The organism is Salinicola endophyticus, assembly GCF_003206575.1.
Classification (GTDB): domain Bacteria; phylum Pseudomonadota; class Gammaproteobacteria; order Pseudomonadales; family Halomonadaceae; genus Salinicola; species Salinicola endophyticus.
Window position 1 is genome coordinate 37,901 of sequence record NZ_PZJO01000012.1, and the last position, 13,783, is coordinate 51,683.

12 protein-coding genes are annotated in these 13,783 nt (G+C 68.5%); 4 read left to right on the forward strand and 8 right to left on the reverse strand.

The features are described from left to right. Nucleotides 1-245 precede the first annotated feature (245 nt). The gene (locus DOM66_RS19000; RefSeq protein WP_110691196.1) at nucleotides 246-2,297 is read left to right on the forward strand and encodes an OPT family oligopeptide transporter; all 2,052 of its coding nucleotides are present in this window, start codon (nucleotides 246-248) and stop codon (nucleotides 2,295-2,297) included. A 19-nt stretch (nucleotides 2,298-2,316) separates the two neighbouring features. On the opposite strand, the gene DOM66_RS19005 is transcribed toward DOM66_RS19000, so the two are convergent. Continuing rightward, entirely contained in the window at nucleotides 2,317-3,189 is an 873-nt protein-coding gene (locus DOM66_RS19005) for an SMP-30/gluconolactonase/LRE family protein (RefSeq protein ID WP_110691197.1), read from the reverse strand. 254 nt (nucleotides 3,190-3,443) lie between these two features. On the opposite strand from DOM66_RS19005, the gene DOM66_RS19010 reads away from it, so the two are divergent. Together DOM66_RS19010 and DOM66_RS19015 are read left to right on the forward strand one after the other, a co-directional pair. Then, nucleotides 3,444-4,322, forward strand: a complete 879-nt coding sequence (locus tag DOM66_RS19010; protein ID WP_110691198.1) for a sugar nucleotide-binding protein — start codon at nucleotides 3,444-3,446, stop codon at nucleotides 4,320-4,322. Then, nucleotides 4,319-5,077, forward strand: a complete 759-nt coding sequence (locus DOM66_RS19015) for a lysophospholipid acyltransferase family protein (protein ID WP_110674011.1) — start codon at nucleotides 4,319-4,321, stop codon at nucleotides 5,075-5,077. Before DOM66_RS19010 ends, DOM66_RS19015 begins: the two co-directional genes overlap by 4 nt. Before the next feature lie 146 nt (nucleotides 5,078-5,223). Here the strand turns inward: DOM66_RS19015 and fabB are convergent, their stop codons facing one another. After that, a complete protein-coding gene (gene fabB, locus DOM66_RS19020) occupies nucleotides 5,224-6,441 on the reverse strand; it encodes a beta-ketoacyl-ACP synthase I (RefSeq protein ID WP_110674012.1) in 1,218 nt (405 codons plus the stop codon). 13 nt (nucleotides 6,442-6,454) lie between these two features. Next, complete coding sequence (gene fabA, locus DOM66_RS19025; RefSeq protein ID WP_106418797.1) at nucleotides 6,455-6,970, reverse strand: 3-hydroxyacyl-[acyl-carrier-protein] dehydratase FabA; 516 nt, start codon at nucleotides 6,968-6,970, stop codon at nucleotides 6,455-6,457. A gap of 266 nt (nucleotides 6,971-7,236) precedes the next feature. On the opposite strand from fabA, the gene DOM66_RS19030 reads away from it, so the two are divergent. Continuing rightward, nucleotides 7,237-9,069: a putative bifunctional diguanylate cyclase/phosphodiesterase gene (locus tag DOM66_RS19030; RefSeq protein ID WP_110674013.1), complete on the forward strand. Its 1,833-nt coding sequence runs from the start codon at nucleotides 7,237-7,239 to the stop codon at nucleotides 9,067-9,069. On the opposite strand, the gene DOM66_RS19035 is transcribed toward DOM66_RS19030, so the two are convergent. From DOM66_RS19035 to DOM66_RS19055, 5 genes are read right to left on the reverse strand one after another with little or no spacing between them, the layout of a single operon-like run. After that, entirely contained in the window at nucleotides 9,060-9,554 is a 495-nt protein-coding gene (locus tag DOM66_RS19035; RefSeq protein WP_110691199.1) for a DUF2878 domain-containing protein, read from the reverse strand. The two genes, DOM66_RS19030 and DOM66_RS19035, sit on opposite strands and share 10 nt — an antisense overlap. Nucleotides 9,555-9,576: 22 nt before the next feature. Then, on the reverse strand, nucleotides 9,577-10,857 hold the full coding sequence (locus DOM66_RS19040; RefSeq protein ID WP_110674015.1) for an SAM-dependent methyltransferase: 1,281 nt from the start codon (nucleotides 10,855-10,857) through the stop codon (nucleotides 9,577-9,579). Continuing rightward, a complete protein-coding gene (locus DOM66_RS19045; RefSeq protein WP_110674016.1) occupies nucleotides 10,854-11,651 on the reverse strand; it encodes a DUF1365 domain-containing protein in 798 nt (265 codons plus the stop codon). Before DOM66_RS19045 ends, DOM66_RS19040 begins: the two co-directional genes overlap by 4 nt. Then, on the reverse strand, nucleotides 11,651-12,991 hold the full coding sequence (locus DOM66_RS19050; protein WP_110691200.1) for an NAD(P)/FAD-dependent oxidoreductase: 1,341 nt from the start codon (nucleotides 12,989-12,991) through the stop codon (nucleotides 11,651-11,653). The genes DOM66_RS19045 and DOM66_RS19050 overlap by 1 nt, the downstream gene beginning before the upstream one ends. Continuing rightward, nucleotides 12,988-13,779 (reverse strand): SDR family NAD(P)-dependent oxidoreductase, encoded by a 792-nt coding sequence (locus tag DOM66_RS19055; RefSeq protein WP_110674018.1) that lies wholly within the window; start codon nucleotides 13,777-13,779, stop codon nucleotides 12,988-12,990. Before DOM66_RS19055 ends, DOM66_RS19050 begins: the two co-directional genes overlap by 4 nt. Nucleotides 13,780-13,783 lie beyond the last annotated feature (4 nt).

Below are 13,783 nucleotides of genomic sequence, written 5' to 3' on the forward strand. Positions count from 1 at the left end.
CCACCCTGCGGGCCGTAGCTGCGCGACGTGCAAAACCGCTCCCGGCGGTTTTTGCGATGGGCGCCTTCCCTGGCCGACATCCCGCGTGACATCGCCTTACCGGCGGTGTGACTCGACGCCTTGCGGGCGGCGGATTAGAATGGCGGGTTCGATAGCCTTCTAATGATCACCCCGGTGCCGACGTCCTCGTCGCCGCCAGGCTGGGGCCCGGCGGGCCCTGTCTTCCAGCTCGAGAGTCTCTTGTCATGTCACACCGGATACCCGACGCCGTCAGGCTGCCTGAACTGACGCTGCGAGGTGTTTTGCTGGGTGCCGCCATCACCCTGCTGTTCACCGCCTCCAACGTCTATCTGGGGCTCAAGGTGGGCCTTACCTTCGCCTCGGCGATCCCGGCTGCGGTGATTTCGATGGCGGTGCTCTGCCGCCTGCCAGGCGCCAACAAGCTCGAGAACAACATGGTGCAGACCCAGGCCTCGGCGGCGGGCACCCTCTCGGCGATCATCTTCGTGCTGCCGGGACTGCTGATGATCGGCTACTGGCAGGGTTTTCCGTTCTGGCAGACGTCGGCGATCTGCGCCATCGGCGGCATTCTGGGCGTGCTCTACACCATTCCGCTGCGCCGGGTGATGGTGGTGCAGAGTGATCTGCCCTATCCGGAGGGGATCGCCGCGGCCGAGATCCTCGAGGTCGGCAGCCAGGCGACGCAGCGCGCCGAGTCCGCGCGGGAGAGCGCCCGGCGCGAGCAGACGGGAGCCGGCGAGATCGCCCTCGGCGCCGGCGTGGCGGCGGCGTTCGCCTTCGCCAGCGGCGGGCTGCGGCTGCTGGCGGAGAGCATCAGCGTCTGGTTCGCGGTGGGGCGCAGCGCCGTCCAGCTCGCTACCGGCTTTTCGCTGGCGCTGGTCGGGGCCGGCTACCTGGTGGGGATCGTCGGCGGCATCGCGATGCTGATCGGCACGCTGATCGCCTGGGGGATCGCCGTGCCCTGGCTCACCGCGATCACCCCGGCGGCGGGGCAGGGCCTGGCCGCGGCGGGGATGGCGCTATGGTCGGAGAAGGTGCGCTTCATCGGTGCCGGAACCATCGGCATCGCCGCGCTGTGGACCCTGGCAACGCTGTTCAAGCCGATGCTCCAGGGTATCCGCGCCTCCTTCGGGGCGATGCGCGGTGGCACTGCCGCGCGTCCGCCGCGCCGCGAGCAAGACCTGCCCGCCGGCCTGCTGCTGGGGCTGGCCGCGCTGCTGCTGGTGCTGCTGACACTGGTCTTCGCCCACTTTCTGCATCAGGCGGCGCCGACGCTGGCGGCGGCGTGGCTGTGGACGCTGACCCTGGGCTGCGTGCTGTTCGCCGGCGTGTTCGGGTTTCTGATCGCCGCCGCCTGCGGCTATATGGCGGGCCTGGTGGGGTCGTCGAGCAGCCCGATATCGGGCATCGGCATTGTCGCGGTGATCCTGGTCTCGCTGATGCTGCTGGGCTTCGGTGCCGTCAGCGATGCCTTTGCCAGCCTCGACCCGGCGATCGCCCAGCGCCTGCCGACGGCGCTGGCGCTGTTCGTCACCTCGGTGATTCTGGCGGTGGCGGCGATCGCCAACGACAATCTGCAGGATCTCAAGACCGGTTACCTGGTCGGGGCCACCCCGTGGCGCCAGCAGGTGGCGCTGATGATCGGTTGTGTGGTCGGTGCGCTGGTGATCCCGCCGGTGCTCTCGCTGCTCTACCACGCCTACGGCTTCGCCGGCGCCATGCCGCGCCCGGGCATGGATCCGAGCCAGGCCCTGGGGGCGCCGCAGGCATCGCTGATGACCGCGATCGTGCGCGGCGTCTTCGATCACGACCTCGAGTGGGGCATGCTCGGCATCGGCCTGGCGCTGGGGGCTATGCTGATCGGGGTCGACGAGCTGCTGCGCCGACGCGGCGGCAGCGCACGGTTGCCGGTGCTGGCGGTGGGGATCGGCATCTACCTGCCGCCGAGCATCATCATGCCGCTGGTGATCGGTGCGGTGATTGGCTGGCTGATCGAGCGGCGTCTGCGCGCACGTGCCCGGGCGCGCGGCGTCGAGCTGACGACCTATGCCGAGCGCCCACGTCGGCGTGGGGTGCTGCTCGCCTCGGGGCTGATCGTCGGCGAGAGTCTGGTCGGTGTCGTGTTGGCCGGGGTGATCGGGCTGAGCGGGTCGCCGGCACCGCTGGCGCTGGTCGGCGCCGGCTTTGCCGGCACCGCCAAGTGGCTGGGGCTGCTGATTTTCGTCCTGGTCTGCCTCGGCTTCTATCGCCGCGTGCTGCGTCCGCACGGTGCCTGAGGTCGGCGCTCGCTGCGTTTCACACCGGCAGTGATAGCGGCGTCTGTGCGCTGCCGCCGACCTCCACCGCAATTTCGAACAGCGCCCCCGCGAGCGGTTCGTCGGCACAGCCGATCGCCGCCGAGGTGACGAACAGGCGGTCGAGTGCCTCGCCGCCGAAGGCGCAGGAGGTGGGCCGCGATACCGGCAGTGCGACCTCGCGGTCGAGGCTGCCGTCGGGGTGGTAGCGGGCCACGCGCTGGCCATCCCAGATCGCCAGCCACAGGCCGCCCTCGCGGTCGCAGGTCATGCCGTCGGGGTGGCCGCTGCCGGGGGCGAGACGAATGTGCTCGCGCTTGCGCGAGAGCTCGCCCGAGGCGCTCAGGTCGAAGGCGAAGACGGTCTGGCGGGCGCTGTCGTTGTGGTAAAGTGTGGCCCCGTCGGGTGAGATCGCCGGGCCATTGGTGATGTGGTAGTCGCTGTCCATTTCGACCAGGCCGCGGCCGTCGAGGCGGTAGAGATAGCCGCCGGCATGGACCTCGGCATCGTCCATCGAGCCGAACCACAGCCGGCCGTGGCCGTCGCTCTTGGCGTCGTTGAGGCGGTCGCCCTCCGGTAGCCACTCGATCGGCGTCAGCCGCTTGCCCGGGCGCGGCCCCTGCTCGAGATCGACATCGAGCTCGACCACCCCGGAGCGCAGTCCGGCGACGAAGCCGCCGGTATCGCGCGGCAGCAGCCAGCAGCAGGCCTCGCTGAGCGTCCAGCTGCGCCGGGTATCGTCCGCGGGGCGCCAGGCGTGAAGGCGGGCGCCGAGAATATCGACGAACAGCAGGGCGTCGTGGGCCGGCGACCAGACGGGACCTTCGCCCAGCTGGGCGTTGACTTCCCACAGCGCGGTGGCGTCTCGGGACATGGGGGTTCTCCTGTCGAAAGGCGGTGGCCTCCAGCATAGCCCGAGTCCGCTGGGCCTGTTGAGATTCCCATCGCCGCGCGGTGACTCTCGACCGGTCCGGGTCTGACGCCCCGGATCTCCGCGCGGCGAGCCGATATAGATCAAGGAGAGAACAGCGTGGAAGCTATCGAGGCGGGTGCCGTAAGGGCACAAGTCACCGAGCGGCGAGCCATCGCGCTAGAAGCCATCGAGCCACCAGCCCTCGAGGTAGCCGCGTGAAGTGCCTGCTCGTCCATCCTCGCCACTGCCTCGGCGTGGCGCTGACGCGTCTCGCCGAGAGCCGCAGCGATATCACCTTCGCCCCGCTCGAGCAGCTGCCGGATGCGGCCACGCTGGCGGCACTGGGTGCGGATGCGGTGATCGTGCCGCCGCTGTCGGACCCGGGGCAGGCCGAGCCGGCCGAGGTCTACGCCCACTGCGATCACGTCGAGGCGCTGATCGATCTGTGCCGGCAGCAGCAGATCGCCCTGATCTGGTGCGTCTCGGACACCCTGTTCGAGGATGGCGCCGATACCCCGATCGACGAGACCACGATGCCCGCGCCACGGGACGAGACCCTGCGCCGGCTGGTCACCACCGGCGAGCGCTTGCGCGCTCATCCGCGCCATCTGGTCCTGCGTCTGGGACCGCTGTTCGGGCTGGACGGCGAGGATAGCTGGCTCGGCCCGCTGATCGAGGCGCTGTGCGGCGGCGAGGCGACCCGCTCGGCCCAGGACCTGATCGTCTGCCCGACCTCGGTCAGCGCGGTGGCGCGGGCGCTGTGCGGGATCCTGCTGCAGCTCGACAGCGGCGCCAGCGCCTGGGGCACCTACCATCTCTGCGGCGTCGAGCCGATCAGCCGCTACACCTTCGTCTCGGTGGTCAGGACCCAGCTGGCGACCCGCCTGGAAGGCGTCGGCCAGCCCGCCGAGCTGGGTGAACTCAAGGCGCTCAATCAGCACCACGACACGCCGCTGCGGCGGGTGCTCGACTGTCGCCGGCTGCTCGATGTCTTCGGCATCCACCAGAAGGCGTGGCGGGTGGAACTCGGGCTGATGCTGGATAGCTGGTGTCAGCAGCACTATGGAAGCCAGGAAGCGGTGGCCGAGAGATGAACGTGATTCGCAGTCTGATCTTCTATGCCGGCTATTTTCTGGCGATTCTGGTCTCGGGGCTGCTGATGCTGCCGCTGGGGATGATGCTGCCGCTGCGCGGCCGCTTCCGCCTGTTCAACTGCCACAATCGCTTCATCATGCGCTGGCTGTCGCTGACCTGCGGCGTGCGCTATCGCGTCGAGGGGCGCGAGCGCGTGCCCGAAGGGCCCTGTGTGGTACTGGCCAACCACCAGAGCGAGTGGGAGACGGTCTATCTGCAACTGCTGAAGACGCCGATCTGCACGGTGCTCAAGCAGGAGCTGCTGAGTATTCCGCTGTTCGGCTGGGGGGTACGCCTGCTCAAGCCGATCCCGCTGGATCGCTCCAAGCCCTCCACCGCCATGCGCCAGGTGCTCTCCCATGGCAAGCAGCGGCTGGACGAGGGGCTCTCGGTGCTGATCTTTCCCGAGGGCACGCGGGTGGCGCCGGGACAGCGGCGGCGCTTCAACAAGAGCGGGGCGGTGATCGCCTGCCGCGCCGGGGTGCCGGTGCTGCCGGTGGCGCACAATGCCGGCGAGCGCTGGGGACGCCACTGGGTCAAGCAGCCCGGCGAGCTGAGAGTGGTGGTGGGTGAGCCGATCGCCACCGAAGGGCGTACGCCGGATGCCGTGATGGCGGACGTGGAACAGTGGATCGAGGCGCGTCTGGAGGAGATCTCCGAGGTGCCGCGGCCGCCGCAGGGCGTGCGCGAGGCACCGACCAAACTGCCCTCCTGAGCGCGGCTTGGCATCCACCCCATTCAGCCACGCGCGCTGCACGCAGCGGGCGTGAAACCATCTCGGATGCCAGCCAGAAACGAGAAGTCCGGCCACGAAAAAGGCGCCCCGAGGGGCGCCTTTTTCACTGCCGATCTGACCCGCGCTCAGCCGTCGTAGCGGTCGAACACCAGACAGGCGTTGGTGCCGCCGAAGCCGAAGCTGTTGGAGAGCACGCGCTTGACCTCGACGTCGTCACGGCGCGTTCGCACGATATCGAAACCGCTGGCCTGCTCATCGAGATTGTCGATGTTGGCCGAGGCACACAGGAAGCGGTGCTCCATCATCAGCAGCGAGTAGATCGCCTCCTGGACCCCCGTGGCACCCAGCGAGTGGCCGGTAAGCGACTTGGTCGAGCTCATCGCCGGCGTGCTGTCACCGAAGACCTCGCGGATCGCCTTGAGCTCGGCGACATCGCCCACCGGCGTGGAGGTGCCGTGGGTGTTGACGTAGTCGACCTTGCCTTCCAGCCCGGCGAGCGCCTGACGCATGCAGCGCGCCGCACCTTCACCCGAAGGGGCGACCATGTCGTGACCGTCGGAGGTGGCGCCGTAGCCGGTGATCTCGGCATAGATCTTGGCCCCGCGCGCCTTGGCGTGCTCCAGCTCTTCGATCACCAGCATGCCGCCACCGCCGGCGATGATGAAGCCATCGCGATCGGTGTCGTAGGGGCGCGAGGCTTTCTCCGGCGTGTCGTTGTAGCCGGTGCTCAGCGCGCCCATGGCGTCGAACAGGCACGACAGCGTCCAGTGCTCCTCCTCGCCGCCACCGGCGAAGACCACATCCTGCTTGCCCAGCTGGATCTGCTCGACCGCGCTGCCGATGCAGTGCGCGGAGGTGGCGCAGGCCGAGGAGATCGAGTAGTTGATCCCCTTGATCTGGAACGGTGTCGCCAGACACGCCGAGACGGTGCTGCCCATGGTCCGCGTGACGCGATAGGGGCCGACACGGCGCAGGCCCTTCTGGCGCATGATATCCGCCGCTTCGACCTGGTTGGCGCTGGAGGCGCCACCGGAGCCGGCGATCAGACCGGTGCGCGGATTCGAGACGACGTCGGCTGCCAGCCCCGAGTCATCGATCGCCTGTTGCATGGCGATATAGGCATAGGCCGCGGCGTCGCCCATGAAGCGCAGCTGCTTGCGGTCGACGAGCGCGTCGACGTCTATCTCCACGCTCCCCGCCACCTGGCTGCGGAAACCGAGCTCGGCGTATTCCGGCTTGTAGCGAATGCCGGAGCGTCCCTGGCGCAGGGCATCCAGTACCTGCTGGGCGTCATTGCCCAGACAGGACACGATACCCAGTCCGGTGACTACCACTCGTTTCATGGAAGCCTCCCGCTCAGAAAGTCTCAGTGTTGGTGAAAAGGCCGACACGCAGATCCTTGGCCTGATAGATGTCCTTGCCATCCACTGCCAGGGTGCCGTCGGCGATCCCCAGGACCAGGCGACGCGTGATCACGCGCTTGATCTCGATGTGGTAGGAGACCTGGCCAGCATCGGGCAGGATCTGGCCCGAGAACTTGACCTCGCCGCAACCCAGTGCCCGACCGCGCCCCGGATTGCCCAGCCAGCCGAGGTGGAAGCCGACCAGCTGCCACATGGCGTCGAGGCCGAGGCAGCCAGGCATCACCGGGTCACCGGGGAAGTGGCACTGGAAGAACCACAGGTCGGGATGGATATCCAACTCGGCGATGATCTCGCCCTTGTGGTACTTGCCGCCGTCCTCGTTGATCTGCGTGATGCGATCGAGCATCAGCATGTTGGGCGCGGGGAGCTGGGCGTTTCCGGGGCCGAACAGTTCCCCCCGGCTGCATTTCAGCAGATCGTCGTGGCTGAAAGAGTGCTGTCTGGTCACTAGATCGTTCCGAGAATCGAAAAAGAGTGTGCCCCAAGGGTTGCGAGGCGGGGCCAGTCTAATGGCTGTGGGCAGCGAATGCACGTGAGCCGAAGGCTAGTCTTGTGCGCTTTTGCGTGCAATCACGACCTGCCTGGCCACGCACCTGGTGGGTGACGCCGGCCGCGCTTGCCCTGGCGCGCGCGGAGGGGGCATGATGCGAGGTGGGAGCGAGTGGGTGAGTATCGACCTGAGTCGATTCGTATAACGACCATAACCGAAGATCTATGTGGCCTTCTTTTTCGCTGAATCGACCGTTGGTCTGGCTGGGACTCGCGGCGCTGGCCGCCGCCAGCCTATTGCCGTTTCTGATGCTTCGCCTCGCGGCGCTGGCACTGGTACTGGTCGGTCTGGCCGATGGCTGGCGTCAGATACGTCTCGAGCATCAGCGCCGCCGGCTCAGCGAGCAGGCGCTCGAACTCTCCCAGGACGGCATCATGATCACCAATGCTGCCAACCGTCTACTCACTGTCAATCCCGCCTTCACTCAGATCACCGGTTACACCCTCGATGAGATCGAGGGGCTCGACCCCTCTGCGCTCGCCTCCGGGCGCCATGACAAGGCCTTCTACGATCGCTACTGGCAGGCACTCGCCGCCACCGGGCGCTGGGAGGGCGAGATCTGGAACCAGCGCAAGCACGGCGACCAGTACCCCGAGTGGCTGCGCGTGCGCGCCTGCCACGACAGCAAGGGGCGGGTGTCACACTATGTCGGTCTGTTCACCGATATCAGCCGCCACAAGGCGCGCGAACAGGACCTGCGGCGGATCGGTTTCGAGGACCCGCTGACCGGGCTGCCCAACCGGCGGCGGCTGCACGATCTGCTGGCCTCCCGGCTGCGTCACCTGCGCGCCGGCGAAGGTCTGGATCTGGCCCTAATCGATATCGACGGCTTCAAGGCGATCAACGACGGCCTGGGGGTGGACAGCGGTGACCGCCTGCTGGCGCGCTTCGGCCAGCGGCTGGCGGCGCAGGTCGCCGGCGGTATCGTGGGACGGCTCGGCGGCGACGAGTTCATGGTGATTCGTACCACCACCTTCGACGATCACGAGACGTGGGTGGCCGGGCTGCGCCAGCACCTGAGCGAGCCGTTCGAGATCGACAGCAACACCCTGCGTCTGGGGCTGACCATCGGTAGCTGCCGCGCGCCGGAGGATGGCAAGGAGGCGGGTGTGCTGTTCCAGCGCCTGGAGTCGGCGCTCTACAGCGCCAAGCGCCATGGCCGCAACCATGACCGCCGCTTTCGTCCATCGCTGGAGGTCGAAGGCGACCGTCAGTTGGCGATCATCAACGATCTGCGCCAGGCATTGGCGCAGAACGAGCAGCTCGAGGTCTACTACCAGACCCAGCATCGCCTCGACGATGGCGAGCTGATCGGCATGGAAGCGCTGCTGCGCTGGCATCATCCCCAGGAGGGCATGATCCCCCCCGGTGACTTCATTCCGCTGGCGGAGCGCCACGGGCTGATGCCGGCGCTGGGCGCCTGGGTCATCGATCAGGCGGTGGCGCAGCTCGCCAACTGGCGCGCCCAGGGGCTGGTGGTGGTACCGGTGTGGGTCAATATCTCGGCGCTGCAGCTGATCCAGGGCGACCTCGAGTCGCGCCTGATCTCGACCCTGGGCCAGTACCGTGTGGCTCCGCACTACCTCGGACTCGAGCTCACCGAGTCGGTGCTGCTCGACGAGCGCGCCGGCGATATCTCGCCCCGGCTGGAAGCGCTGCGCCGCGAAGGGCTGCAGATCGCGATCGACGACTTCGGCACCGGCTACTCCTCGATGGCCTATCTCAAGCGGCTGCCGATCGACAAGCTCAAGCTCGACCGCGAGTTCATCCGCGCACTGCCCCACGATCACGCCGATGCCGCCATCACCTCGGCGGTACTGGCCATGGCCCAGGGGCTCAACCTCGACGTGATCGCCGAAGGGGTGGAGACCGAGGCACAGCGCAGTTTCCTGATGGCCCGTGGCTGCCGCCACGTGCAGGGCTTTCTCTATGCCCGACCGCAGCCCGCGGGTACCGTGGCGCAGCGCTTGAAGCCGGCCAGCACGACCTACGCCTGAGCGCCGCCAGTCCCACCCAGCCGCCGGCTGACCTCGGCGCACAGCCCCGCCCAGACCAGCGCTTCCACGACCAGCGCCCAGGTGGTGATCTCCGCCCCGGCCAGCGCCGCCCCCGAGAGATAGCTGAGCGGCCCGCCCACGGCGCCACACACGAGCGCCAGCCAGCGATGCGGCCAGAGCCACGCCAGACAGTGGTGGAGGGTGGTGGCGAACAGTGGCCACAACGCCCATAGCCACAGTGGCCAGCCCGAAGCCAGACGGATGCCTCCGAGGGCGACCAGGGTGCCGTCCACCGCCATGCCTGCCAGCGCGAACCCCAGCCACCAGCGCCACTCGCCGGGGCGCGCCAGCCAGCGCCAGTGGGCGGCCAGAATCAGTGCCAGGGCGAGCATGGCCGGCACCGAGCCGCCCAGCACGCAGACGAACCAGCCGATCTGGAAGGCCAGGGCATTGAGCACCAGCGCGAGCGGGCGGCGCGGGCTCATGACCGTAGGGCCGGTGAGGGTTTCACGGCTGTCCGCTGAGCGGTGCCCGGCGCGCGCCGGGCTTGGCCAGCAGCAGATGGCAGGTGCCGATGGCGCGTTCGACGAAGCCACCCTCGCAGTAGCACAGGTAGTAGCGCCACATGCGGATGAAGCGTTCGTCGTAGCCCAGCTCGCGCACCCGTTCGAGGCTCGCCTCGAAGCGCTGGCGCCACTCGCGCAGGGTGCGCGCGTAGTGCAGGCCGATCTCGTCCAGGTCGAGCACATTGAGCTGGGTATGCCGGCTCAGTGCGCTCAGGATGGCGGTATGCGAGGGCAGAAAGCCGCCGGGAAAGATATAGCGCTTGATGAAGTCCATCTCGCGCTTGGCCGCCTCGAAGCGCTGATCGCGGATGGTGATGCACTGCAGCAGGGCCAGGCCATCTTCCGTGAGCAGACGGTCGACGCAGCCGAGATAGGTCTCCAGATACTGATGACCCACCGCCTCGACCATCTCCACCGAGACCAGGCGGTCGTAGCGCCCGGTCAGCGCGCGGTAATCCTCGCGCAGCAGGGTGATCTGCTCCTCCAGCCCGGCCTCGCGCACGCGCTCGGCGGTGTAGGCGTACTGGGCCTCGGAGATGGTGGTGGTGGTCACTCGACAGCCCCGGGTGCGCGCGGCATGGATCGCCAGGCCGCCCCATCCGGTGCCGATCTCGAGCAGGTGGTGATGGGATTCTAACGCGAGCTTGTCGAGGATGAGGTCGAGCTTGTGGGTCGAGGCCTCCTCCAGGGTCGCCGCCGGATGCGGAAAGACGGCGCTGGAGTACATCCAGTGGTCGCGGTCGAGGAAGGTCGCGAACAGCTCGTTGCCGAGATCGTAGTGGGCGGCGATATGCCGTCGTGCGCGCGCGCTGGTGTTGCGCTGCACCGCGTAGAGCGCCGCCAGTGCCCAGCGGCTGACACGCGCCGTGCCGTTCTCCATGCCGGTGTTGACGTGCTCGACGTTGCGCGCGAACAGGCGTACCAGGGCCACCAGGTCGTCGACCTCCCACTCGCCATCCATGTAGGACTCGGCCACGCCGACGGTACCGCCGAGGGCGAAGCGCCGCCACACCGCGGGGCTGTGCACGCGCACGCAGAGCGTCAGGGTGTCGGCCGCTGCGGGATCACCGCGGCCCAGGCGGTGACGCTGGCCACCTTCGTGCAGCGTGATCACGCCGCCATCGAGCGCGTCCAGCGCCTTCAGGATGCGCGGCCGCAGCCAGCGCGACAGACGCGGCGCGTCACGGCGCCGGTCGACGGTCGAGGAGGGGGCGGTGGTCATGGCGAATTCTGCTCTCGTCCTGGGTGATCGTGAAGGGGGGTACGCTTGAGCCACAGCCTGAGCGCCTGCCAGTGAATCGCGGCGATCGTCTTCAGCGTCATCAGCGGATGGCGCAGCAGCTCGCCGACCAGCGCGCGCCGGGTCGCCGGCGCCAGGCTCAGGGTCAGGGTGGCATCGAAATGCCGGGCCTCTTCGGCCCAGGTTTCCATGTGCATCAGCAGGCGCGCGTCGGGCCGGTTGAAGCGCCAGCGGTAGATCATCGCCATCGGGTTGAACGGCGACACGTGCAGACGCTTGTCGAACTGCGCATGGCACAGGTGGCGTGTGTCGTCGATCCAACAGGCGTAGACCTGGCGTTCGCCCCAGGGCGTGTTGGTCACCTCGCCGAGCACGGCGCGCAGGCGCTCGTGGCGATCATAGACGTAATAGAGCGTCAGCGGATTGAACAGCACCCCGAACAGGCGCAGCTGGGTCAGCATGCGGATCGGGCCGTCCGTGACCTCATTCAGTTCTTCGCCCAGCTCTTCGCCCAGTTCTTCACTTAGTCGCTGGCGCACGGCATCCGCCAGCGGCAGTGCGTGCGGCGCCAGATAGTCCTCGCGGCGAAAACGTGCCGGGGCGTAGCGCCGGGTGCCGAAGCCGGGGGTGCGGGCCAGCAGCGCCGGCAGCTCATCGAGGTCGAGCCACAGCATCCACACCCGGTAGTCGAAACGGTGCTGGGTGGGGACGAAGCGGCGGTGACGCAGCCGCCCGGTGGCGAGCCGGCTGTGCCAGCGGCGTGGGGCAGACGCCATCAGGCCACCTCACTGCCGGCAGGACTGGCGTCGCCCGGCGCCGGTGCGGCGGCAGCGCCGTCGATCGCCTGGGCCACGCGCCAGGCGCTCCACACCCCATCTTCGTGGAAGCCATTGCGCCAGTAGGCGCCGCAGAAGTGGGTCCGGCGCGCCGGCTGGGAGATCTCGGCGAAGCGCGTCTGGGCGTGCTGCGCGGCCAGCGTGAACTGTGGATGGGCGTAGTCGAAGCGCGCGAGTATCTGCGCCGGATCGATCTGCGCCTCGTCGTTGAGGGTGACACAGAAAGTGGTGTCGCTCTCCAGCCGTTGCAGGATGTTCATGTTGTAGGTCACCGGCACGCAGGCCTCGGCATCGCGGCCGTCGAGCCGGTAGTTCCAGCTCGCCCAGGCGCGGCGGCGGCGTGGCAGCAGGCGGGTGTCGGTGTGCAGCACCACGCGGTTGCTGGCGTAGCCGATGGCGCCGAGGATATCGCGCTCGGCCGCGCAGGCCTGCGTCCCCAGAAGCGCCAGGGCCTGATCGCTGTGGCAGGCGAGCACCACCTGATCGAAGCGTGCCTCGCCCCGGGGAGTGGTCAACGTCACGCCGTCGGCGTCGCGGTGTAGCGCGCTCACCGGGCTCTGCAGGTGTACCCGCTCACGGTAGGGCGCGATCAGGGGCTCGATATAGCGCCGCGAGCCGCCGCTGACGGTGTACCACTGGGGGCGATCGCTGACCGACAGCAGGCCGTGGTGGTGGAAGAACCGAATGAAGAAGCGCGCAGGGAAGGCGCGCATGCCCGCCTCGCTGGCGGACCAGATCGCCCCGCCCATGGGCAGCAGATAGCGACGGCGGAAGTCCTCGCCGTAGCCGCCCGCCGTGAGGTACTCGTCCAGGCTCAGCTCCGGGGGCAGGCGGTCGTTCTCGAAGTCGCGGATGGCGCGGCGATTGAAGCGCAGGATATCCGCCAGCATGCGGTGGAAGCGCGGGCGCAGCAGATTGCGCCGCTGGGCGAACAGGGTGGCCAGGGTGTGGCCGTTGTACTCGAAGTCGCGCCCGCGCTCGTGCACCGAAAAGCTCATCTCGGTGGGCTGGGTGGCGACGCCGAGCGATGCCATCAGCGCCTGGAAGTGAGGGTAGGTGCGGTCGTTGAAGACGATGAATCCGGTGTCGATGGCGTACTCGTGGCCGGCATGCTCGACGTCGATGGTGGCGGTGTGCCCGCCCAAGCGCGCACCGGCCTCGTAGAGCGTCACCTGGTGGCGCCGCGACAGGTAGTGGGCCGCGGCCATGCCGGCGATGCCGCCGCCGATCACCGCGATGCGCTGCCCCGCCGGCGAAGAGGTCGTACCCAGCCCACTCATGCGTCGTCTCCGTCACGCCCGCGGCCGGCGATACGCAGGCCGAAACGGCGCCGCAGGGCTGGTGGCAGCACCCCCAGCGCCTTGACCAGATAGGTGAAGCGGCGCGGGAAGTGAATATCCAGCCGCCGCCTGGCCAGCCCCTCGACGATGTACTCAGCGGCGCGCTCGGCGCTGATCTGCATCGGCATCGAGAAGTCGTTGCGTGCGGTCAGCGGGGTCTCGACGAAGCCCGGGTGGATCACGCTGACATCGATCTCTTCCGCGGCCAGGTCGAGGCGCAGCGACTCCAGAAAGTGCGAGATCGCCGCCTTGGAGGCGCCATAGGCCTCGGCACGCGGCAGCGGCAGATAGGCGGAGGCGCTGGAGACCGCGGCGAGCAGTGGGGGCTGGGTGCGCCCCTCGGCACGGCGCAGTAGGGGCAGGGCGGCATCGATGGCGTAGAGCGTGCCCAGAAAGTTGGTGGTGAAGACGCGCTCGACCAGCTCGACGTCGAACTCGCGCACGTCGAGGTATTCGCAGGTGCCGGCGTTGAGCAGCGCGATGTCGAGCCCGCCGAACGCCTCCTCGATCGCCGCGCCGGCACGCCGGGTCGCAGCGCGATCGGTGAGATCGGCGGGCACCACCAGGGCGTTGGGATGACCCGCGGCCAGTGCCTCGAGCGCCTCCTCCCGGCGTGCGGTGAGCGCCACCCGGTGGCCGTCGGCGAGCAGACGCTTGGCCAGCGCCTCGCCGATGCCGGAGGTGGCGCCGGTCAACCAGATGCGTCGGGTTCCGGATAGGCTGGCCATGGTC